Annotated in this window: 17 protein-coding genes; 9 read left to right on the forward strand and 8 right to left on the reverse strand. The window is 63.2% G+C overall.

The genetic code is table 11. The features are described from left to right. Window positions 1-348: 348 nt before the first annotated feature. Both ACZ92H_RS28920 and rtcR read right to left on the reverse strand, forming a co-directional pair. Window positions 349-582: a DNA polymerase beta superfamily protein gene (locus ACZ92H_RS28920; RefSeq protein ID WP_465051914.1), complete on the reverse strand. Its 234-nt coding sequence runs from the start codon at window positions 580-582 to the stop codon at window positions 349-351. Between the two features lie 12 nt (window positions 583-594). Next, window positions 595-2,208 (reverse strand): RNA repair transcriptional activator RtcR, encoded by a 1,614-nt coding sequence (gene rtcR / locus ACZ92H_RS28925; protein ID WP_465051915.1) that lies wholly within the window; start codon window positions 2,206-2,208, stop codon window positions 595-597. Between the two features lie 205 nt (window positions 2,209-2,413). Between rtcR and ACZ92H_RS28930 the strand changes: the two genes are divergently transcribed. The 3 genes from ACZ92H_RS28930 to rtcA all read left to right on the forward strand — a co-directional run bounded on the left by ACZ92H_RS28930 (window position 2,414) and on the right by rtcA (window position 6,530). Then, window positions 2,414-3,979 carry a vWA domain-containing protein gene (locus ACZ92H_RS28930; protein ID WP_131379018.1) on the forward strand — a complete coding sequence of 522 codons (1,566 nt, stop codon included), beginning with the start codon at window positions 2,414-2,416 and terminating at the stop codon, window positions 3,977-3,979. 275 nt (window positions 3,980-4,254) lie between these two features. Further along, window positions 4,255-5,493, forward strand: coding sequence for an RtcB family protein (locus ACZ92H_RS28935; protein ID WP_465051916.1), 1,239 nt, complete (start codon window positions 4,255-4,257; stop codon window positions 5,491-5,493). 17 nt (window positions 5,494-5,510) lie between these two features. Continuing rightward, on the forward strand, window positions 5,511-6,530 hold the full coding sequence (gene rtcA / locus ACZ92H_RS28940) for an RNA 3'-terminal phosphate cyclase (protein WP_465051917.1): 1,020 nt from the start codon (window positions 5,511-5,513) through the stop codon (window positions 6,528-6,530). A gap of 15 nt (window positions 6,531-6,545) precedes the next feature. Here the strand turns inward: rtcA and ACZ92H_RS28945 are convergent, their stop codons facing one another. Genes ACZ92H_RS28945 through ACZ92H_RS28960 form a run of 4 tightly spaced genes read right to left on the reverse strand, consistent with a single transcriptional unit; the run spans window position 6,546 to window position 11,681 of the window. Then, window positions 6,546-8,696 carry a TonB-dependent receptor family protein gene (locus ACZ92H_RS28945; protein ID WP_465051918.1) on the reverse strand — a complete coding sequence of 717 codons (2,151 nt, stop codon included), beginning with the start codon at window positions 8,694-8,696 and terminating at the stop codon, window positions 6,546-6,548. A gap of 19 nt (window positions 8,697-8,715) precedes the next feature. Beyond that, window positions 8,716-9,159, reverse strand: a complete 444-nt coding sequence (locus ACZ92H_RS28950) for a c-type cytochrome (RefSeq protein WP_131379022.1) — start codon at window positions 9,157-9,159, stop codon at window positions 8,716-8,718. Between the two features lie 15 nt (window positions 9,160-9,174). After that, window positions 9,175-9,810, reverse strand: a complete 636-nt coding sequence (locus tag ACZ92H_RS28955) for a pentapeptide repeat-containing protein (protein ID WP_465051919.1) — start codon at window positions 9,808-9,810, stop codon at window positions 9,175-9,177. Then, on the reverse strand, window positions 9,810-11,681 hold the full coding sequence (locus ACZ92H_RS28960) for a methanol/ethanol family PQQ-dependent dehydrogenase (protein WP_131379024.1): 1,872 nt from the start codon (window positions 11,679-11,681) through the stop codon (window positions 9,810-9,812). The genes ACZ92H_RS28955 and ACZ92H_RS28960 overlap by 1 nt, the downstream gene beginning before the upstream one ends. A gap of 270 nt (window positions 11,682-11,951) precedes the next feature. Between ACZ92H_RS28960 and ACZ92H_RS28965 the strand changes: the two genes are divergently transcribed. Further along, window positions 11,952-12,272, forward strand: a complete 321-nt coding sequence (locus tag ACZ92H_RS28965; protein ID WP_465051920.1) for a high-potential iron-sulfur protein — start codon at window positions 11,952-11,954, stop codon at window positions 12,270-12,272. Between the two features lie 68 nt (window positions 12,273-12,340). Here the strand turns inward: ACZ92H_RS28965 and pedF are convergent, their stop codons facing one another. Then, window positions 12,341-12,850: a cytochrome c-550 PedF gene (gene pedF, locus ACZ92H_RS28970; RefSeq protein ID WP_465051921.1), complete on the reverse strand. Its 510-nt coding sequence runs from the start codon at window positions 12,848-12,850 to the stop codon at window positions 12,341-12,343. Between the two features lie 313 nt (window positions 12,851-13,163). On the opposite strand from pedF, the gene adh reads away from it, so the two are divergent. From adh to ACZ92H_RS28995, 5 genes are all read left to right on the forward strand, one after another. After that, window positions 13,164-14,684: an aldehyde dehydrogenase gene (adh, locus tag ACZ92H_RS28975; protein ID WP_465051922.1), complete on the forward strand. Its 1,521-nt coding sequence runs from the start codon at window positions 13,164-13,166 to the stop codon at window positions 14,682-14,684. 9 nt (window positions 14,685-14,693) lie between these two features. Then, window positions 14,694-15,077 (forward strand): DUF779 domain-containing protein, encoded by a 384-nt coding sequence (locus ACZ92H_RS28980; RefSeq protein WP_131379027.1) that lies wholly within the window; start codon window positions 14,694-14,696, stop codon window positions 15,075-15,077. A 285-nt stretch (window positions 15,078-15,362) separates the two neighbouring features. Then, entirely contained in the window at window positions 15,363-16,523 is a 1,161-nt protein-coding gene (locus tag ACZ92H_RS28985) for a porin (RefSeq protein ID WP_465051923.1), read from the forward strand. 5 nt (window positions 16,524-16,528) lie between these two features. Further along, window positions 16,529-18,700: a 4Fe-4S binding protein gene (locus tag ACZ92H_RS28990; protein ID WP_465051924.1), complete on the forward strand. Its 2,172-nt coding sequence runs from the start codon at window positions 16,529-16,531 to the stop codon at window positions 18,698-18,700. After that, a complete protein-coding gene (locus tag ACZ92H_RS28995; protein ID WP_465051925.1) occupies window positions 18,697-19,680 on the forward strand; it encodes an FAD:protein FMN transferase in 984 nt (327 codons plus the stop codon). Before ACZ92H_RS28990 ends, ACZ92H_RS28995 begins: the two co-directional genes overlap by 4 nt. Window positions 19,681-19,692: 12 nt before the next feature. Here the strand turns inward: ACZ92H_RS28995 and ACZ92H_RS29000 are convergent, their stop codons facing one another. Next, window positions 19,693-21,579, reverse strand: coding sequence for a sigma-54-dependent Fis family transcriptional regulator (locus ACZ92H_RS29000; protein WP_131379029.1), 1,887 nt, complete (start codon window positions 21,577-21,579; stop codon window positions 19,693-19,695). Window positions 21,580-22,031 lie beyond the last annotated feature (452 nt).

Genomic DNA, 22,031 nt, shown 5'->3' on the forward strand with positions numbered 1-22,031 from the left:
CCCGAACAGGACCGTGAAACAACTTTGCGCCGATGATAGTGCTGCAACCAGTGTGAAAGTAGGTTATCGTCAGGCTTGTTATTCGAAAAAACCCCCATCGGTGATCCGGTGGGGGTTTTTTTACGTCTGGCGGTTGGACGCTGCTGGTACTGTCGGCTTACGCGCGCAGCGCTAAGCCGACCTACGCCGATCCGCCGACCGGCGCTCAGACCCTCGATGGCGCGCGAGGGGGGCTGACCCCGACTGTTCATCAGCTGCCAATGCAACAGACGAAAAAAAGGCAGCGCAGTGCGCTGCCTTTACTGATTGATGCTCAGTTTTCCTGCAAAACCTGGCAGAACAGCTGGTTCAACGCCTCCATGCCCCCTGATTTTTCTTCCTTTTCCACGCTGAAGTGCTCCAGCTCAGGTACCAATCCTGTGGGCTCGCATAGATGAAACGCACATCGAAATCGCTGTTTGGCGAGGCAAATCCCCAGGCGCGGCTGCCCGATTCAATCGCCATTAAAATCCGCACGCCTTCCTTCTCTTCCACGGCCGCCAGGCGGCGCATGATCTCTACTCGTACTTCTTCTGGAATCATCGTTCTCTCTTCTTAGTTGCTTGAGGACACTTTATGCCAGTCGAGGGTAAAGCGGGCCAGGTATTTCTTGAGCCGGTCGGCATCGTTCGGTTTGGCTTTTGCCGCGCGTGATACGGCATACAAGGTGCGGCCCGCATCGGACATATTGTGCGATTGCCGGCACACCTTGATCACGGCCTGCAGTTGCAGCGCGTCGAACAGGTCGAGTTCATCGGCTGCCTCGGCTCCCAGGATATCGGCCAGGTCGATTTCTGTGCCACCTAGACCATCGCCATGGTGCTGCCACATCCGCTTCAGGCGCCGGATTTCCTCGTCAACGACGCTGTCGGTGATGCGTCCCGCTTCCGACAGGGTGGCTAGGCGCGTGACGGCGGCGGACAGATCGCGGAAGTTGCCCTTCCATGCGGCCGATGGCGAGGCGGCGAAGCGCATGAAACGTTCGCGCGCTTCCTTGTTGAAGCGCACGCGCTCACCCGTTTCGGCTCCATATTGCGCCAGCAGGTATTCCAGGTTCGGCTCGATGTCTTCCGGGCGTTGCGCCAGGCCGGGCAATTCGTAGGTCCACAGATTGATGCGCGCATACAGATCCTCCCGGAAGCGGCCGGCAGCCACCTCCTTGCCCAGGTCGCGGTTGGTGCCGGCGATCAGCTGGAAGTCGCTCTGCACTTCCGTATCGGCGCCAACGGGAAAAAAGCGCTTTTCCTCGATGGCTTTCAGCAACATCGCCTGTTCATCGAGTCCCAGTTCGCCGATTTCATCGAGAAACAGCAGTCCCTTGTGCGCGCTGCGCAACAAGCCTGGCCGGTCCGAGCCGGCTCCCGTGAAGGCGCCCTTGATATGCCCGAACAAGGTGGAAGCGGCGCCGTCGCCATGCAAGGTAGCGCAATTGAGGTCGATGAATTTGCCGTCGATCTGGTGGCGCGATCTTTTCAGTTCGTACACGCGGCGCGCAAGAAAGGATTTGCCTGCGCCCGTGGGGCCCATCAGTAGCATGGGCGCCTTGGACTTGATGGCGACGCGCTCGATTTCATCGATCATGCCGTTGAACTTCGCATTGCGCGTGGCGATGCCGGATTTCAAAAACGCCACGCCGGCCGCCTGTTCGCGTGTAAAACGCTGGGCGATCTGGTCGTAGCGCGACAGATCGAGGTCGATCAGCGCATATGTGCCGGGATCGCCGTTGGCGTGGCGCTTCGGTGGCGACGTCTGCACCAGGCGGCCAGGAAAATAGCGCGCCTCCGTCATCAGGAACATGCAGATTTGTGCCACGTGGCTGCCGGTGGTGATGTGGATCCAATAGTCTTCCCGGTCCGGGTCGAACGGGTAGCGATTGGCGAAATCGTACAGCGCCGCATAGACATCCTCAAAATCCCAGGCATTGCTGATGGGGAGTTCGTGCGCGATCAACTGCGTTTCAGGCGAGACACTGGCGATATCCTGCGATACCTGACGCACCAGGCTGCCGAATTGGCTGCCCGCGTACAGCAGCTCGAAACGGTCGATGATCTTGTCATCATGCTGGGTCAGGGCGACGCTTGGCCGCCATTTTTCCCAGCGCGCCGCCCCTCTGCCATTGTCAAGTTGTGTGCCGAGAAAGCCGATGACGACGGTACGTTTCGCTTGCATGTTATGGGATAAATATTTATCTAAAAAGATAATTGTATAGGGTTTTTCGTGAACCGGTGGTTTTCGTTATAACCTGGAATAAAAAATATTCATGAATAAAATCAATGATTTATGCATGTTTTTAATCGAGCGATCAAACCTGGCACGGGGTTTGCAATAGAGGGGATGGTAATGCGATAAACATACAGAGCAAAGAGAAGAGAAAATGGTCAACACCCGCTTATTCCAGAGCGCGAAGCAGATCCAGGCCTTGCCTGAGGCACTGGCGCGCAATGCCGAAGGCGCAGCCGCCTACGCGCTGACGCCGCGCCACCGGCTGGCGCAATATGCGGCCACCGGCTGCCTGAATTCGACGTTCTATGCCAGCGCCGAAGCGCAACTGGCGACGGTGCGGGAACTGTGCCAGGCGGTCGAACCGGCCTTCATCGCGCAAACGGCCGTGTATTGCCGGGAACGGGGCTACATGAAAGACATGCCGGCCTTGCTGGTGGCCATGCTGGCGGGCCAGGGTGCTGCGCAATGCGCGCCCGCATTCCAGCGCGTCATCAATAACGGCAAGATGCTGCGCAACTTCGTGCAGATCATGCGCTCGGGAGCGGTGGGCCGCAAGTCGCTGGGAACGCGTCCGAAAAAACTGGTGCAGGCATGGCTGAACCGCGCGTCGGAACAAGCCTTGCTGGCTGCCGCCGTGGGCAATGCACCATCGTTGGCCGACGTGGTGAAGATGGTGCACCCGAAACCGCAGGAAGCGTGGCGCGCGGCGTTCTTTGCCTGGCTGATCGGCAAACCATACGATGCCAGTGCGCTGCCCCCGGCGCTGGCTGCATTTGAGGCATACAAGGCCGATACCTCGCAGCCGATCCCGGACGTGCCGTTCCAGATGCTCACGGCGCTGCCCTTGAGCACGCAGGACTGGGCACAGATCGCGCGCCAGGGCAGCTGGCAAATGCTGCGCATGAACTTGAACACTTTTGGCCGCCACGGCGTGTACGAGGTCGATGGCATGCCGGAGCTGATCGCGGCCAGATTGCGCGATCCGGCGGCGATCGCCAAGGCGCGCGTCTTTCCATACCAGCTGATGTCGGCCTGCATGGCAGCCAATGGCAGCGTGCCGTCGGTCGTCCGCGACGCGCTGGAACAGGCACTGGAAGCATCGCTGGCGCATGTGCCGCAGATCGCCGGCAAGGTCGTGGTGTGCCTGGACGTTTCCGGTTCGATGTCGTCGCCCGTCAGCGGCTTTCGCGGCAGCGCCACGTCGAGCGTGCGCTGTATCGACGTGGCGGCGCTGGTGGCGGCGGCCATGCTGCGCAAGAACCCTGACGCCATGGTGCTGCCGTTCGAGCACAGCGTGGTGAAGTGCGGACTCGATGCGCAGGGCCGGGTGATGGAGAACGCGGCAAGGCTGGCGGCCATTGGCGGTGGCGGCACCAATTGCAGCGCGCCGCTGCTGCGCATGAATAGCAAGGGGGAGCTGGCGGACCTGGTGATTTACGTGTCCGATAACGAATCGTGGATCGATGCGAAGCGTAGCGGCGCGACGGCGACGATGGGGCAGTGGAGGGTGTTCAAGCAGCGCAATCCACAGGCGAAACTGGTGTGCATCGATATCGCGCCACATGCCACCACCCAGGCGATGGAGGGCGTGGATATCCTGAACATCGGCGGCTTTTCCGACGATGTGTTCAAGATCATCGCCGCCTTCGCGGCTGGCCAGCTGCATCCCGATCACTGGGTGGGGGAAATCGCCGCCATCGATATCGCCGTAAGTTGATGCAGCAAAGCGCATGAATGCGGGCAGGACTACATACAGGCGTCCTGTCCAGCCTTGTCATGCGCGGTCGTACCCCGAATGCAGACAGGATTACATCGTAAAGCCGCGTCAAACCGGCCTGGCATGCAGTTTCTGCAGCCAGAAATCTTGTCCCCACTTGTCGGGTTGTTGTACCGATGAATGCGGGTGGAACTACATCCAGGGCCGATACGTCGGCAGCTGTTTCACCCATCCTTGTCATCACCTCCGGATAAAATGAGAAGAAAAGAGAGCATATGAAAAACGAAGAATACGAAGTCCTGCATGCCGAAGGCAGCCGTCCCGTGAAAATGTGGACGCGTGGCGTGCCCGTCGAAGAAGCGGCAAAAAAACAATTGCGCAACACGGCGACGCTGCCGTTCATCTACAAGCATATCGCCGTCATGCCCGACGTCCACCTGGGTAAAGGCTCGACCATCGGCAGCGTGATTCCCACCTTGGGCGCGGTGATCCCGGCGGCCGTGGGCGTGGATATCGGTTGCGGCATGATGGCGGCAAAAACCACGCTGACGGCCAATGATTTGCCGGACAACCTGGGGCCGCTGCGCAGCGCCATCGAGTGCGCGATTCCGCACGGGATGTCGCCGAAGACGCGCGGTGGCCAGCGCGGCCGCGATGAAGGGTCGTGGCATACGCCGCCCGCGGTAGTCGACGCCGCCTGGCTGCAATTGAAGGATGAATTCGATGCGATCTGCCTGAAAACGCCGAAGCTGAAAAACACGAACAATTACCGCCACCTGGGGACTCTGGGCAGCGGTAACCATTTTATCGAAGTCTGCCTCGATGAACAGGGCGCCGTGTGGTTCATGCTGCATTCCGGTTCGCGCGGCGTGGGCAATGCCATCGGCACGCACTTCATCGAATTGGCCAAGCAGGATATGCGCACCCATTTCATCAACTTGCCTGACCAGGACCTGGCTTACCTGGCCGAAGGCACGCAGCATTACGACGACTATGTGGAGGCCGTGGGCTGGGCCCAGCGTTTTGCCCGCAACAACCGCGAAGTGATGATGCAGAACCTGATCGCCGCCGTGCGCACGGTCATTCATAAACCGTTCCAGACCCACGTGGAAGCCGTCAATTGCCACCATAATTATGTGCAGAAGGAGCACCATTTCGGCAAGGACGTGCTGGTCACCCGCAAGGGTGCCGTGTCGGCCCGCGCGGGCGAGCTGGGGATCATTCCCGGTTCCATGGGCGCGAAGAGTTTTATCGTGCGCGGCAAGGGCAACGCCGAGAGTTTTCATAGCTGCAGCCATGGCGCCGGACGCACCATGAGCCGCACGGAAGCGAAGCGTCGCTTCAACCAGGAAGACCAGATCCGCGCCACCGAAGGGGTCGAGTGCCGCAAGGATGCCAACGTGATCGATGAAATCCCGATGGCCTACAAGGATATCGACGCGGTAATGCTGGCGCAGCGCGAGCTGGTCGACGTCGTGCATATCCTGAAGCAGGTTGTCTGCGTCAAGGGCTAAAAAATAAAGTGAGCAGAATGATAGAAATAGATGGTTCCGTCGGCGAAGGCGGCGGACAGATTTTGCGCTCGGCGCTGAGCCTGTCCATGATCACGGGCCAGCCGTTCCGGCTGGTGAATATCCGCGCGGGGCGCAGCAAGCCTGGCTTGCTGCGCCAGCATCTGGTGGCCGTGCAGGCTGCCGCGCAAGTATGCAAGGCGCGCACGACGCCGGTGGCATTGGGCGCGACAACGCTGGAATTCGAGCCGGGCCTCATCCGCAGCGGCGATTTTCATTTTGCCATCGGCAGCGCGGGCAGCAGCACCCTGGTGCTGCAAACCGTGCTGCCGGCCTTGCTGCATGCGGACGCGCCGTCGAGCGTGCATGTCACGGGCGGCACGCACAACGCCATGGCGCCGCCCGTGCATTTCCTGCAGCGCGCCTATGGCCGCGTGCTGGCGGCAATGGGCGCCGACGTCGCGTTTGAATTGCTGCGCTTCGGCTTCTTTCCTGCCGGTGGCGGCGCAGTGCGTGCCACGGTGCAGCCTTGCCGGCGCCTGCGGCCCTTCGAGCTGCTGCAGCGCGGTGAGCGGACAGCGGGTTTCGCGGAAAGCTTTATCGCGGGCGTGCATGTCGGCGTGGCACAGCGCGAGCTCGAGCGCATCGGCAGCGGCATGGGCTGGAGTGGAAGGCAGCTGCGTATCGGCGGTCTGCCAGCCGGCCAAGGCCCGGGCAATGCCTTGCTGCTGACGCTGGAACACGAGCACGTGACAGAAGTGTTTACGTCTTTTGGCGAAAAGTCGGTGATGGCCGAAACGGTGGCCAAGCGACTGTTGAATGAAGTGCGGGCCTACCTGAAGTCCGATGCGGCCGTGGGGGCGCACCTGGCGGACCAGCTGATGCTGCCGATGGCGCTCGCTGGCGGCGGCGCTTTCACCACCAGCGAGGTCACGCAGCATGCGCTGACGAACGCGGACGTCATCGCCCGCTTCCTGCCCGTGCGTTTCAGCTTTGAGCAGCAGGCGCGCAGCGTGCTGTGCACCGTGCACCCGTGCTAAACCGGGCGGAGATTTTTAAAAGACGTACTGCGCGCTGACACCGAGCAGCCAGTTGCGGCCCGGCGCCGCTTCGTAATAGCGCTTGTTGCTGTCGCCGACGATGACGGAACCGACGTAGCTGCGGTCGAACAGGTTGTTCAGGCGCGCGAACTGCTTGAAGCGCCAGTTGCCCACGCTCTGTTTGGCGTTGATTCTGGCGTTGACGACCGTGTAGCCAGGCGCCGGTTTTTCGGTATTGCTGTCTTCCGCGTAGATCTTGTTGTTCGCCACGCCTTCCAGCGCCGCGCCGTAGCGGTCGAAAAGGTCTTTCCAGGCCAGCTCCGCAAATAGGTTGGCGCTGGGAACGCCAGGCAGGCGGCTGCCTTCGCGCACGCCGTTGAACGCTTCGTCGTACACGGCGTGCAAGCTGGTCAGCGCCAGTTTCGTCGTGAAACCGTAGGGCAGGCTGGAGTCGAGCGACACTTCCACGCCCTGGCGCAGGGTTTTGCCGGCATTTTTATAGCTGGTGCGCCCGCCGCTGGAACTGTCGACCACCAGTTCATCGTTGGTATGAATCTGGAACACGGCCGCGTTGAGGCGGGTGTTATGGTTGATCCTCGCCTTGACTCCCGCTTCCAGGTTGGTGCTGGTGGCCGGCTTCAGAGTGAAGTTGAAACCGCCGCCCGTGCCCGAGTAAAACAGCTCGTTCAGGGTGGGTGCTTCGAAACCGCGCGCGGCGCTGGCGTACACATTCAGGGTGGGCGAGACGGCATAGCGCAGGCCCAGCACCGGCGTCGTGTGGCTGTATTCCAGGCTGCCGCTGTCGTTGCCATTGCTGAGGAAATGGTCCGTCACTTCCACTTTCATCTTGCTGTAGCGCAGCCCGGCGCTGAGCATCCAAGGGCCGCTTTCCCATTCCGTCTGGATGTAGGGATCGAGGCTGGAGACGACATCCTGCTCGTCGCGGCGCAGTCTGCCCTTCACGCCGAAGGTATCGCCGATATAGTTTTCGTAGCCCGTGCGGTCATCGCTGGAGCGGCCATAATCGATGCCGATGGTGGTGCTCAACTTGCCGCCGGCCAGCTGGTTCACATGCAGCCAGTTGGTGTCGACGCCATAGAAGTTGCGCTGGAAATCGACCACGCCGCCCGAGTGGCTGGCCGGTGCCTGGAACCCCTTGGTGAACGCCTGGTACTGGATCACGTCGCGGTTGCCGCCATAGGCCGTCACATGCAGGCGGTCGTCGCCGAAACGCTGTTCATAGGTGGCGCCGATCTGCTGATGGTCGATGCTCTTGCGCGTGTTGTAGCGCTCGGCCAGGGTGCGTTTCGGATTTTGCGTATCCGTCGCGTCGATCTCGCCCGCGCGCGGGTCGCGGGCAAAGGTGGCCCAGGTGGCGCCCAGCGGATCTTGCGTATTCCCCTGGTGCAGGCTGTTGGCGACGATGGTCAGCTTGCTGTCCGCATTTGGCTTGACGGTGATCTTGCCGAACGCCTGTTCGCGCGTGGCGGCGCTGTGGTCGCGGAAGCCGTCCGTGCGGAAGCGCGAGCCATCGAGCACGTAGCCGATGCCGCCCGCCTGGCCCTGCGCGTTCAGGTCCACCTTGCTGGTGCCGTAACTGCCGCCCGTGACATTGAGCTCCACGGATGGCGGATTCTGGCCGTCTTTTGAAAACAGCTGGATCACGCCGCCCGAATGGTTGCCGTAGATGGCGGAGAAGGGGCCGCGCAGCACTTCGATGCGTTCGGCCGTATCGAGGTTGAAGGTGGCGGCCTGGCCCTGGCCATCGGGCATGGTGGCGGGAATGCCGTCGCTGATCAGGCGCACGCCGCGCACGCCGAAGGCCGAGCGGGCGCCGAAGCCGCGCGAGGAAATCTGCAGGTCCTGCGCGTAGTTCTGGCGGTTCTGCACCACCAGGCCCGGCACGGCGGCCAGCGCTTCGGAGGCGTTCACGCGCATTTGCCCATCCTGGATGCGCGCGCTGTCGACCACGTCGATCGAGGCGGGCATGTCGAAACTGGCGTGGCCGACGCGCGTGGCGCTGACCACCACCACGTCCGCCACCGGCAACGCGTCGGTTTGTGCTTCGGGAATGACCGCGGCCGCGGCGGAAGCGGCCATGCAGGCGCCGCCGCCAAGGGCGAACAGGGCGGCGACGGCATTCAAACTAAAAGGGTACTGCTTCATGGATACTCCCGAGGTTGACTTAGTGGGCCTCATGGTCCGCGTCGACGCTGGTTTTCAGCCGGGGCGCAGGCAGCGGGCGGCTTTCGATGAAGCTGCGCACGGCCCAGATTTCCTGCGCCGTCAGCACATCGCGCCACGGCGGCATGTAGATGATGCCGGCGCGGACCTTGCCCGTATTTACCGACATCATAAAGTAGCCGTCGACATCCTGCAGGCAGCGCGCCTGCAGTGCCGGGTCTTTCAGGGCCTGGCAAAAGCTGTTCAGGCGCCGCAGGTCGGGCGCTTCGGCCGATGGCAGCGTGGCCTGCTCGCCGTGGCAGCGGGCGCAGTTGGCCTGATAAAGGGTGGCGCCCAGGGCAATGGCGGCCGGATCCCCGCGCGCAGGATTGGCTTCTGCCGCCTGCGCCAGGGGCGCCGACATCAACAGGGTGAGCAAGGCAGTGAACAAGGCGGAAAGGTGCATGGCGGCGCTCCGGTTTCACCAGTCCGTCGGGCAGCCGCTGCAGCCCTCCAGGTTGGCGTCGGGGAAAATGGTGAAGCGCAGGATGGCGCGCTCCAGCTTGGCGTTCTTCAGGTTGGTGCCCCAGAACTTGGTTTCCTGCAGATCCGCGTCCACCAGCACCACGTCGGCCAGGTTGGCCATGTTCAGGCGCGCCGCCTCCAGGCTGGCGCCGCGCATGTCGGCGCCTTCCATGTCGGCGCGCATCAGACGGCTGGTTTCCAGGTTGATGCCGGCCATGCTGGCCTTGCGGAACGAGGCGCCCGGCGCATTGAGCGAAAACGCCATCGCACCCGTCAGGTCGGCGCCGTCGAGCAGGGCGCCGGCCAGGTTGGCGCTGCGCAGGTTGGCCCGCATCATGCGCGCGCCGCGCAAGTCGGCGCCGTGCAGGTCCTTGCCCACCAGGTTGGCGCCGCGCAGGTCGGCATTCGCGCATTGCGCGTATGGCCACAGGTGGCAGCCATTGATGATGGTGACTTCCGGCTCGGCCACGCCGTTGACGATCTGCGCGGCAGCAGGGAAGGACAGTGCGGCCAGGCACAGCGCCCGGCACAGCACTCCCCCGACTGTGCCGCGCAGCGCGCCGGGGCCGGTACCGGGCTCCGGCGCCGCCATCACTTGGCCGCCATCTTGGCCGATGGTGCCTTCGGCAGCTTGAAGACCCAGAAGCTGCCGCCCTGCGTCACCTGCTTGGTCAGCTCCGCCATGTCGCCGCCCCACAGCGGCACGGCGCCGCCATAGCCGCTGGCCAGGCCGATGTACTGTTCGCCATCCTGTTCCCAGGTGATGGGCACCGAGACGACGCCGGAACCGGTCTGGTACTTCCACAGTTCCTTGCCCGTCTTCGCATCGAAGGCCTTGACGAAGCCGTCCGAGGTGCCCGTGATCAGCAAGCCGCCGGCCGTCGTCAGGGTGCCGCCCCACAATGGGAATTTTTCCTTGTTTTCCCAGACGATCTTGCCGGTCTTCGGATCGATGGCGCGCAGGGTGCCGATATGGTCTTCATACAGGCGCTTGATGCGGAAGCCCTGGCCCAGGTAGGCGGAACCGGCCTTGTAATGGATTTGCTCGGTCCAGTAATCCATGCCCCAGTGGTTGGCGGGAATGTAGAACAGGCCCGTGTCGGGCGAGTACGACATCGGCATCCAGTTGGTGCCGCCCAGGAAAGGCGGCGAGACGAAGACGGCCTTGCCCTTGTCGGCGCCCGCTTCCGGCAGCGGCGGACGCTTGCCGTTTTCCACGGGGCGGCCCGTCTTCAGGTCGATGCTCTTGGCCCAGTTGATACCGTCGACAAAAGGCCAGGCGTTGATCAGGGACGTCGGCTTGTTCGGATAGCCGGCGCCCGTCGCCAGCTTGGTGCGGTCGGTAACGTAAAAGAAGCCGTTGCGGTCCGCATGCGCGCTGGCCTTGACCAGTTTGCCCGTCTTGGCATCCTTGTAGTCGAACAGCACCACCGAGTTATTCCCGGAAAAATCCCAGGCGTCGTTCGGCGTGTGCTGGTAAAAGCCTTTCAGCTCGCCCGTGCTGGCGTCCACATACGCCTGGCCCGAGGTGAACAGGCTGTCCCAGTTGCGCGGATCGTCGCCTTCCTTGGTGCGTTCCCAGGTATTCCATGGCGCGGGGTTGCCGGCGCCGATGATGATGGTGTTGGTTTCCGGGTCGTACGAGGCCGTCTGCCACGGCGCGCCGCCACCGTGTTCCCACGCTTCGCGCAGCTTGCCGTCCTTGTCGCGCGGCCAGCTGGGCGCCTTGGCGTCGCCCGTCGGCGTGCTCGGTTTGCCGTCGGCGCGGCCGATGTGGCCTTCGACCAGCGGCCGCGCCCATACTTCCGCGCCCGTTTCCGGATCGCGCGCGAACAGCCAGCCCTGGGCGCCGAATTCATCGCCCGAGTTGCCGTGGATGAGCAGCACGCGGCCGCCTTTTTCGCGGATGATGAACGGCGCGCCCGTCATGGTGTAGCCCAGTTTCTGGTCGCCGAATTTTTCATTCCACACGACCTTGCCCGTGTTTTTGTTCAGGGCGACGATGCGCGCGTCCAGGGTGCCAAAGTAAATCTTGTCGCCATAGATGGCGGGGCCGCGGTTGACCACGTCGCAGCAGGGGCGGATATCGTCGGGCAGCCGGTGTTCATAGGCCCACAGCTGCTTGCCTGTCTTGGAGTCGAGCGCGTAGATGCGCGAATACGAGGCCGTGACATAGATCACGCCATCGTGCACCAGCGCCTGCGCTTCCTGGCCGCGCTGTTTTTCGCCGCCGAACGAGAACGTCCAGGCGGGCACGATCTGTTCGACGTTTTTCGTGTTGATCTTCCTGGCCAGGCTGTGGCGCTGCGCCTTCAGGCCCAGGCCGTAGCTGAGCACCTGGCTGGTGCCCTTGTCGGCATTGGCGATATCGTCCCAGCTCACCTTGCTATCGCCCGCCGAGGCGGTATTGGCGATCAGTGCAAGGATGGCAAAAGCGATTGGACGTGGAAATACTGGCTGCATGCTGGTCTCCCTTTTATAAGTATTGTCATGGTGGTCTGCGACGTGGTCGCTGTGGATAGTTCAGCAACATGCGTGCCAGCCTTTTCTGGCTGCGTCGATGGCACCGTGTGCGCCGTCCTGCCACAGTCGCCCATGCCGCCTTGTCCTGTTTTGCAACAGTGCGACGCTGCCTGTTCCGGCGCGCGCGTCCTGGCACAGGGGTTGCTGAGGGATCTGGCTGGAAGGCCGACGCTGCCTTTGCCATTACTCAATATTCATAAGGAGACCACCATGCATGCTGCACCACGCCGCCACTTCATTTGCCAATTGCTCGCCATCGGCGGCATGGGCGCCGCCTCGCGGGCCGGCGCCCAAGCGGCGCCTCCCAAAGTCGATGAAGACAGCGACCAGGCCAGGGCACTCGGCTACCGCCACGACACCACCAGGGTCGATACGAAAAAATATCCGCAGCATGCCGCGGCGCAGCGCTGCAACAACTGTTCCTTTTATCAGGGCAAGAAGGACGATGCCTGGGCCGGCTGCGCCATGTTCGGCCGCAAGCAGATCGCCGGGCCGGGCTGGTGCATGGCGTGGGCCAAGGCGCCGGGATAACGTTGTCTGAGCCGCAATGCAAAAGGCGCTGCCAAGCGGCAGCGCCTTTTGCATGGTCGCGCCGTCAATTACAGCGTCTGCTCGCGCCGCGTTTCCAGATAAGCCTTTACCGCCCAGATGGCCTCCTGGTTGAAGACCCCCTCGAACGGCGGCATGTAGACGGCGCCATTGCGGGCGCGGCCATGGCGCACGGTATCGAGCACATATTGATCGATCTCTTGCGCGCAAGCATCTTTTTTCTTCGCATCGGTGAGTGCGGCGCAGTCATTGTCGAGCTTGCGCAAGTCCGGCGCCATGCCGCCCGACACGGCTTCCAGCCCGTGGCAGCGCGCGCAGTTCTGCGTGTAGGCGGCGCTGCCGATGCGGATCGCCTCGGCATTCTGGCGGTAGGGGTTTTCCGTGCGCCACTCGGGACCCAGTTGTGGCAGTGTGGATGTATCGACGGCCTGGGGCGTCATGTTGCCGTGCGCCCAGACGGCCGCGGCCGCCAGCATGCAGGCGAGGCCGCCGGCGGCAAGGCGCAAGCCGCGCAGGCCTCGGGTGCGTCGGTTCGTGGTGGCAGGAAGGCGTGGTGTCATGGTGGTCTCCGTTCTGGTTATGCGCGTAGTCGCGTCCATGACAGGGTTAGCAAGCGGTATGCCAATCGATCTGCCGTCGCAGGCCGGGTGCCGCAACCTGTTTCACTGTTCAGTAACGGAACAACTGGCGCTGCCGGCTGATCCCATTTGACGCAGCGCGCAGGGCGGCGGGCTGCCAGTGGTACCGTGTCGTTGTGCTTTGCCTGCTGGCACGGCATTTGCAAAACAAGAGATCAGGATCACCTGACACATCCCCAAGGGCCGCTTCGCGGCGGCTTTCATCGAAGCTCATACCAACGAGAAAGAGGACGACATGAATCTGGCAGACATCAGCAAACTGGGCGTAGCCAATCCCTTCAAACAACGCTACGACAACTATATCGGCGGCAAATTCGTCGCCCCTGTCAAAGGTGAATACTTCGGCAACATCACGCCGATCACGGGCCAGGTCTTTTGCGAAGTGGCGCGCTCCACGGCGGAGGACGTGGAGCTGGCGCTCGATGCCGCCCATGCCGCCAAGGAAGCATGGGGCAAGACTTCGCAGACGGAGCGGGCCAATATCCTCAACAAGATTGCCGACCGCATGGAAGCGAACCTGGCCCTGATCGCCACGGCCGAGACCATCGACAACGGCAAGCCGATCCGCGAAACCACGGCGGCCGACATCCCGCTGGCGATCGACCATTTCCGCTACTTTGCCGGCTGCATCCGCGCGCAGGAAGGCTCCGTCGCGCAGATCGACTCGGAAACCTATGCATATCACTTCCACGAGCCCCTGGGCGTGGTGGGCCAGATCATTCCGTGGAATTTCCCCATCCTGATGGCCGTCTGGAAGCTGGCGCCCGCGCTGGCGGCCGGCAATTGCGTGGTGCTCAAGCCGGCCGAGCAGACCCCCGCCTCGATCATGGTGCTGATCGAATTGATCGGCGACCTGCTGCCGCCCGGCGTGCTCAATATCGTCAATGGCTATGGTCTGGAGGCGGGCAAACCGCTGGCGTCGAACAAGCGCATCGCCAAGATCGCGTTCACGGGCGAAACGGGCACGGGCCGCTTGATCATGCAGTACGCGGCGCAGAACCTGATTCCCGTCACCCTGGAATTGGGCGGCAAGTCGCCGAACATCTTCTTTGCCGACGTGATGGATGCCGACGACGCTTTCTTCGACAAGTGCCTGGAAGGCTTCGCCATGTTCGCGCTGAACCAGGGCGAGGTGTGCACCTGCCCGTCGCGCGTGCTGATTCAGGAATCGATCTACGAGGCGTTCATCGCGCGCGCCCTCGAGCGCGTGGCGAAGATCAAGCAGGGCAACCCGCTCGATGCCTCCACCATGCTGGGCGCGCAGGCGTCGCAGGAGCAGCTGGAAAAAATCCTCTCGTATATCGACATCGGCAAGCAGGAAGGTGCGCAAGTGCTGGCCGGCGGCGAACGCAATGTGCAGAGCGGCGACATGAAGGACGGCTATTACGTGCGTCCGACGGTCTTCAAGGGCGACAACAGCATGCGCATCTTCCAGGAAGAAATTTTCGGTCCGGTGGTATCCGTGACCACCTTCAAGGACGAAGCCGATGCGCTGCGCATCGCCAACGATACCTTGTACGGCCTGGGCGCCGGCCTGTGGACGCGCGACGGTTCGCGCGCCTTCCGCGTGGGACGCGCCATCCAGGCGGGCCGCGTGTGGACCAATTGCTACCACCTGTACCCGGCCCACGCCGCGTTCGGCGGCTACAAGCAGTCGGGCATCGGCCGTGAAAACCACAAGATGATGCTGGACCACTATCAGCAGACGAAGAACCTGCTGGTATCGTACAGCCCCAACGCGCTGGGCTTCTTCTAAGGAGCGGTGATGAACAACGCCATTGAACGGGTGACGGCCACGCCGGCAGCACTCGACATGCTGGCCACCTTGCGGCAGAAACATGGTCCGCTGATGTTCTTCCAGTCGGGCGGCTGCTGCGATGGCAGTGCGCCCATGTGCTACGCGGCGGGGGAATTTGACATTTCCGACTCCGACGTCTACCTGGGCAATCTGAATGGCACGCCGTTCTACATGGGCCTGGAGCAGTTCGCCTACTGGGAGCATACGCAGCTGATCATCGACGTGGTCGATGGCAATGGCGGCATGTTTTCGCTCGATAACGGCACGGGCCGGCGCTTCCTCACCAGGTCGCGCCTGTTTACCGACGCGGAACTGGCGCAATTGCAGCATCCGCCGTCGAAGCAGCTATAGCTTGTTGTTGCCTGGGTCCGCAAGTGCGCGGGCGTTGTCTCCTCGCCCGCGCGGACGGGGGTTTAGCTGACGGCTACGGCCGTCAGTTTTTTTTTGCGCGCCCGCTTTTACCGCTGCGCGCAGAATCGGAACAGTGCTTGTGACAGCGCTGGTCCGATTCTGCACAGCTGTCTTTTCGCCTCTCCCTCTCTCCCTCTGTGGCGCGGCGGGCATGCAAATTGCCACTGTCATGTCGACATCACGCGCGATGCTCGATCCGATAAAAAAACAATCAGGGAGATGGGGATGAAAAAACTATGCATGCTGGGCGCGCTGGCCATGGCCGCTCACGCGGCACACGCCGTCGATTTCAAGGCCGGTGACTGGACGGTTACGCTGGGCGGTATCGTCAACGCGTATTACACGCACGTCTCGTGCAGCGGCGACGCCGTGGGCGGGCTGGCGCTGGGCGGCAATGCGCTGGGCTGCGGCGGCGAAAGCAAGCGCACCACCATCGGCAATGGCTTGCTGCTCAATGGCCTGGTGACGTCGGCCACTTCGAAGCAGGGCGACTACGATATCAAGGCGCTCATCGGCATGTACAACGCCACCGCCACCGACAGCGCCATTTCCGCCAACAGCGGCATCGACGTGCGCCAGGCGTATTTCACGTTCGGCAATGCGCGCATGGGCACCGTCAAGCTGGGGCGCGACAACGGCATCTTCGGCGCCTCGGCCATCTTCGGCGACATGACACTGATCGGCGCCGGCGCACCGGTGCAAGCGACCCAGCGGGGCCGCGTCACCCTGGGCCATATCGGCGCCGGCTACAGCTACGTGGGCTATTACGGACAGATCGCCTACAGCGCGCCGAAGTCGCTGTTCGGCGACAGCGGCATCGGCTTCGATGCGGCCCTCGTCAGCCCGGTGGCCGATACGCCCATCGTTGCGGCGCCCGCTTATTCGTCGACATCGAGCCCGCAGGTGCAGGCGCAACTGAGCTATGCGGCCGATGGTTTCAAGTCCTGGCTGGGAGCGAAGACGCAAAAGTTCGACGCCGTCGCCGCCGGCACGCGCGGCTTCACGATGCGCGCCGTGGAGGTGGGCGCTTCCTGCCAAGCCGGCAACGCGGGTGTCATCGCCAATATCCAGAGCGGCAAGGGACTGGGCGTCCTGTCGGATGCAGACCAGGGCGAGGTCACGACGCGCGCGTATTTTGTGCAAGGCACCTATAAGCCGGCGCCGTCGCTGAAGCTGGGCCTCGGTTACGGCATCAGCCGCAATAGCGACAATGCCGTTGGCACGGGCGGCCTGAAGTCGAACGCCAACCTGACCCTGGGCTTGTACTACGCGCTGACGCCGGCCATTACCCTGGTGGGGGAAGCAGGGCAGACGCGTTCCAAGGCGTTTGGCGGCGGCGAAGCGAGGATGAATGGCGGCTCGCTGGGCGGCATCATCTTCTTCTGACGCGCATGATGAACCGGGAAGGCTTTACTTCCGCCGGCGCGCGCTGCCGGCGCGCGCTTGTGCTCGCGCTATGCCTGGCGGCAGGCCTGCTGGCGCTGCTGCTTGGCGCTTCTTCCGCCCAGGCTGGCGTGATGACGGGCACCGAACTGGCGCGGCGCTTTCCCGCGCCGCTGCTGGTGGGTGAACGTGACGGCGAATTGCCCGTGTGGCCCCTGTTTCGCCAGGGGGCCAGCGGCAGCGAGCTGGCCGCCTATGTGTTCGAGTCGGCCGACCTGGCGCCGCTGCCGGGTTTTTCGGGCGTGCCTGTCAATCTGCTGGTCGCCATCGATCCGGCCGGACGCTTTATCGGCGTCGAGGTGCTGTCGCAGCACGAACCCGTATTCCAGTATGGCCTGGGTGAGGCGCCCCTGTTCGAGTTCGTCAAGCAGTACCAGGGCGTGTCGCTGAAGCAGAACATCAGCATCGAGACGAACACGCGGCGCGCGCGCCACCCGGACGCCTCGCGCGTCTACATCGACGGCATTTCCAAGGCCACCGTCTCGGTGCGCATCATCAACGAGAGCGTGCTGGCCGCGGCCTTGCTGGTGTCGCGCAAGAAGCTGGGCTTTGGCCAGTCTCGCGCAGCTGCCAGCATGGCGCGCGTGCGGCCGGAGGTGCTCGAGACAATGACCTTCCAGCGCCTGCGGCACGACGGCCTGCTGCAGCACTTGCGCGTGTCGAATGGAGAGATGGAACGCCTGTTTGCGGGCAGCGATGGCGCACGCCTGGACGAGGAAGCGCTGCGCCAGCCCGACGACATCTTCATCGACCTGTACGTGGCCTGCATCTCCGTGCCCAGCGTGGCGCACAGCCTGCTGACGTCGGACAGCCTGCTCAAGCTCAAGCCATGGATAGGCGAGGGCGACCAGGCCATCCTCGTGATGTCGTCCGGGCGCCACCGCGTGCCGGGCGACGATTTCATCCGCGGCGGCATCCCCGAGCGCCTGCTGCTGCGGCAGGATCAGCTGGCCATCGACATGCGCGACCTCGATCTGGATCTGAAACTGCTGCCTGGCTTGCCGGTGCCCGCCGATGCCAGCCTGACGGTGTTCCGCGTACCGGCCGAGGCGGGACTCGACCCGGGTGCCGCGTTCGATTTCACGCTGCCCGTCACGCGCAGCAAGGGCCAGTTCTACCCGGAGCGCATCACGCGCGAGCTGCCAGTCAGCTACCGCGTGCCGCAGCGCTTCGTGACCGGTGGCCAGCCTGGCAAGCAGGAGGTCTGGCACGGCGCATGGAGGGAACGCCGGGGCGAGCTGCTGATCCTCGCAATCGGCTTGTCCGTGCTGGCGCTGGCCCTGGCGCTGCCGCGGCGGCTCAGCGCGCATGCCCGCCGCTTCCAGTGGTTCCGTCTCAGCTATCTGTTGTTCACGCTGGGTTTCATCGGCTATTCCGCGCAGGCGCAGCTCTCCATCGTCAATCTCACGGGCGTGCTGCAGGCGCTGCTGGCGGGGCGCAACCTGTCATTTCTGCTGTTCGACCCGATGACGGTGGCGCTGTGGGGCTTCGTGCTGGTGTCGCTGCTGCTGTGGGGGCGCGGCACGTTTTGTGGCTGGCTGTGTCCCTTCGGCGCGCTGCAGGAGCTGGCGGGAAAGCTGGCACGCCTGTGCAGGGTGCCGCAGCTGAAATTGCGCAGTGCTACCGATATGCGCCTCAAGCGCCTCAAGTATGTGGTGCTGGCGCTGGTCGTCGGCGTTGCCTTGTTCGATGGCGTGGGCAGCAAGACCGATGCGCTGGTGGAGGTCGAACCATTCAAGACGGCCATCACTTTGAACTTCGTGCGCGCCTGGCCGTACGTCGTGTACGCGCTGGCGCTGCTGGCGGCCAGCGCGTTTATCCACAAGTGCTTTTGCCGCTATCTGTGTCCGCTGGGCGCTTCGCTGGCGCTGCTGGGGCGTTTCCGGTTGCTGGACTGGATACCGCGCCGCGCCGAATGCGGCACGCCGTGCCAGACCTGCCGCCACCGCTGCGACTACCAGGCCATCGAATCCCATGGCGCGGTGGTGTACGCGGAATGCTTCCAGTGCATGGACTGCGTCGTCATCCACGAAAGTGAACAAAAATGCGCACCGCGCCTGCTGGAGCGCAAACGCGCGCGCACGATCGCCATTCATCGCGATAAAGGAGCCGCATCATGAGACGCCGTACTTTTATCGCCGCCTCGCTGGGAGCCATGGGCGCCAGCGTCCTTGCTGCCTGGCCATCGCGCGACCAGGTGCATACTGGGGCTGCGCTGGCCTTCGGCACGACGATCACGGTCGCGCTGGTGCACGCGGATGCGCGGCTGGCGCGCCAGGCGATCAGCGACGCGCTGGCGGCGGCGCAGCGCGTTGATCACGTGATGAGCATTTATCGCCCGGGCAGCCAGGTGTACCGGTTGAACCAGGAGGGCGTGCTGCGCCGGCCCGATGCGCAGCTGCTGGCCGTGCTGGCACAGGCGCGCGCATTGTCGCAATTGACGGATGGCGCTTTCGACATCACGGTCCAGCCCCTGTGGCGGGCTTTTGACGAGGCAGCGTCGCGTCATGCCTTGCCGACAAGTGAACAGCGGCGTGCCGCGCTGGCGCTCGCGGGCTGGCGTGATCTGGCATTCGATGAAAACCAGGTGCGTTTCGCGCGGCCCGGCATGGCGCTCACGCTCAATGGACTGGCGCAGGGCTATGCGGCGGACATGGCGCTGGCGGCGCTGCGCGCGCGCGGCATACGGCACGCGTTGCTCGACACGGGGGAATTCGCGGCGTGCGGGCGCAAGCACGCGCATCAGCCCTGGACGCTGGGCGTGCGCGATCCGCGCGATGCACAGGCGCTGGCGGCGACCCTGCACATCAACGGCTGCGCCGTCGCCACCTCCGGCGATTACGCCACCGCATTCACGCCGGACTACCGGCATCATCACATCTTCGATCCGGCGGCGGGCGACTCGCCGCTGGAACTGGCCAGCGTCACGGTCATGGCCAACACGGGCATGCTGGCCGATGGCCTCTCGACCGCCTTCATGGTGCTGGGGCGCGAACGTGCTGGCGCGCTGGCGGCCAGCCTGCCCGGCGTCGACTTGCTGGCCATCGACAAGCAGGGCAAAGCGTGGCGCTCGCCCGGCTTTCCTGCCAACGCGGCGTGAGTCCGGTTGTGCTTATTTGAGATTGGGGATCTTGCGGTAAATCGTATTGCGCGACACGCCCAGCGCGCGGGCCGTGGCCGAGACGTTGCCGCCATTCGCTTGCAGTGATTTGAGGATCACCGACTGCTCCATCTCTTCCAGGTTGGCGCCTTGTGCCAGCAAGCGTTCGGGACTGGCGCCAGGGTCCGGTGGCAAGCCTTGTTCAATATCGTCGAGGAAATCGTCGGGCATGTGGCGCAGGCAGATTTCGTGTTCGTCGCCGGCCATGACGATGGCGGTACGCAGCAGGTTCGTAAGCTGGCGGAAGTTGCCGGGCCAGCGGTGCTGGTGGAACAGCGCGAGGATTTCCGGCGATACGTGATAGCGGCCGTTCTCCGCCTCTGTGGCGAGGATCTTTTTCACCACCGTTTCCAGGTCCGTGCGCTCGCGCAACGGCGGCAGCTTGACCACCAGGCCATTGAGCCGGTAGTACAGGTCTTCGCGGAACAGGCCCTTGGCCATGCGCTCGCGCAGATTGTGGTTGGTGGCGCAAATCAGTTCCACGTTGACGGGAATGGACTTGTCGCTGCCCAGCGGCGTGACCATGCGTTCCTGCAGCACGCGCAGCAAGCGCGCCTGCAGGCTGAAAGGCATGTCGCCGATTTCGTCGAGGAAGAGCGTGCCGCCATTCGCCTGCAGGATCTTGCCTACCGCGCCTTTCTTGCGCGCCCCCGTGAATGCCCCGTCTTCATAGCCGAACAGTTCCGACTCGATCAGGGTTTCCGGTATCGAGGCGCAGTTGACCGCGACGAAAGGACTCATGGCGCGTGGCGAATCGTTGTGGATCGCCTGTGCCAGCAATTCTTTTCCTGTCCCCGTCTCTCCCATGATCATGATGGGGATGTCGCGCCCCAGCACGCGCGTGACCTTGTCGATCACCAGCTCCAGTTGCTGATCGCCCGTGCGCAAATAGCGCAAACCGGACAGCCGGCGCGCCTGGGCCGCGGCCTGGTTGGCGGCGACGGCCGCATTGGCGGGTGCCGCCCGCTCGCCGCTCAGCGAATGCTGGAAGACGCTGTTCGCCAGGCGCAGCTGGGCGCGGCCCAGCACACGCACGCCGTTATGCATGCACAGGTTCAGCAGGCCGGGTGCGGCGGTGCGGTAATGTTCATATAGCGCGGAGACGGGCAAGCCAAAGAGGGAACTGAAGGTATGCGACTGCAGCGCCGAAAAAGGCAGGCCCAGCTGGAACAAGCCATTGCGGTTGGCGGCGAGGAAGCGCCCGCCGGGACTGAAGGAAGCGATGCCTTCCATTAAAGTGCCGATGAATTCGGGCCGGGTGTGGAAGTGCAGGGTGACGGCATCTTCGAAGGTGGCGGAGAACAGCTGGTTCTCGATCATCAGTGCGGACATGCGCACCAGCGCCATGGTGTGCTTGTGGAAACTGCGCTGGTCGCCGGAGACATCGAGTACGCCGATCACATTGCCCAGGTGGTCCGAGATGGGCGCCGCCGAGCAGGTGAGGAAGTGGTTGGCGGCCAGGTAGTGCTGGTCCGCATGCACGAGCGCCGGCGACTTTTCCACGATGGCCGTGCCGATGGCATTCGTGCCCTTGCTGGCTTCGGACCAGGCCACGCCCGGCTGCAGTGCCACCCGGTTGGCCTTTTCCAGGAAATCGTCGTCGCCCAGCGAGTGCACGATGACGCCGGTGGCATCCGTCAGTATCACCATATTGTGGGTGTTGATGATTTGCTGGTACAGCGTTTCCATGGCGGGCACGGCGTGCGCATGCAGCAGGCGGTTCTGCTCGATCAGGATGGACAGGTCGCTGCGCGCCAATGGACTGAAGTCCGCCGGGGATTCCGGCTGTAATCCATAGTCGAGGGAGCGCCGGTGGGACGTCTCGATAATCAGCGGCATATTCTCTGACCATGCGGACGTGGCGGTAGAACTGGTCAGATCTGGAGCAGTCGGACGGTGCATAGTGTTCTCTTTGTCTCGGTTGGCCGCTGCTCATGGGCGCGGCTCTCTGTACCTGCACGGGTGTTCCATAATGTAGCACCTGTGCAGAAAGTGAGCAAAAGCACGGCTGCATGCTGTTGCTGTAACGGTAATAAGCAAAGGAAGTGCCAGCTGAAAATAGCCCTTGCGGGGCGTGCGCGGCTTGGCTATAATTCGCCCCCTCGCTGAACGACGCATGCAAATGCCGAGTGAAGCAGGGTGAAAAAGAAGGTGTTGACGGACGTAGCGAAATGCTTCATACTCTTCCTTCTTCGCAGCTGACAAACACAACGCTTTGTCGATAGCGCGAAAGCAGTACCGAATACAGTTCTTTAACAATTAACAGTCGATAAGTGTGGACATTTGATGCA

Source organism: Janthinobacterium foliorum (assembly GCF_978021625.1).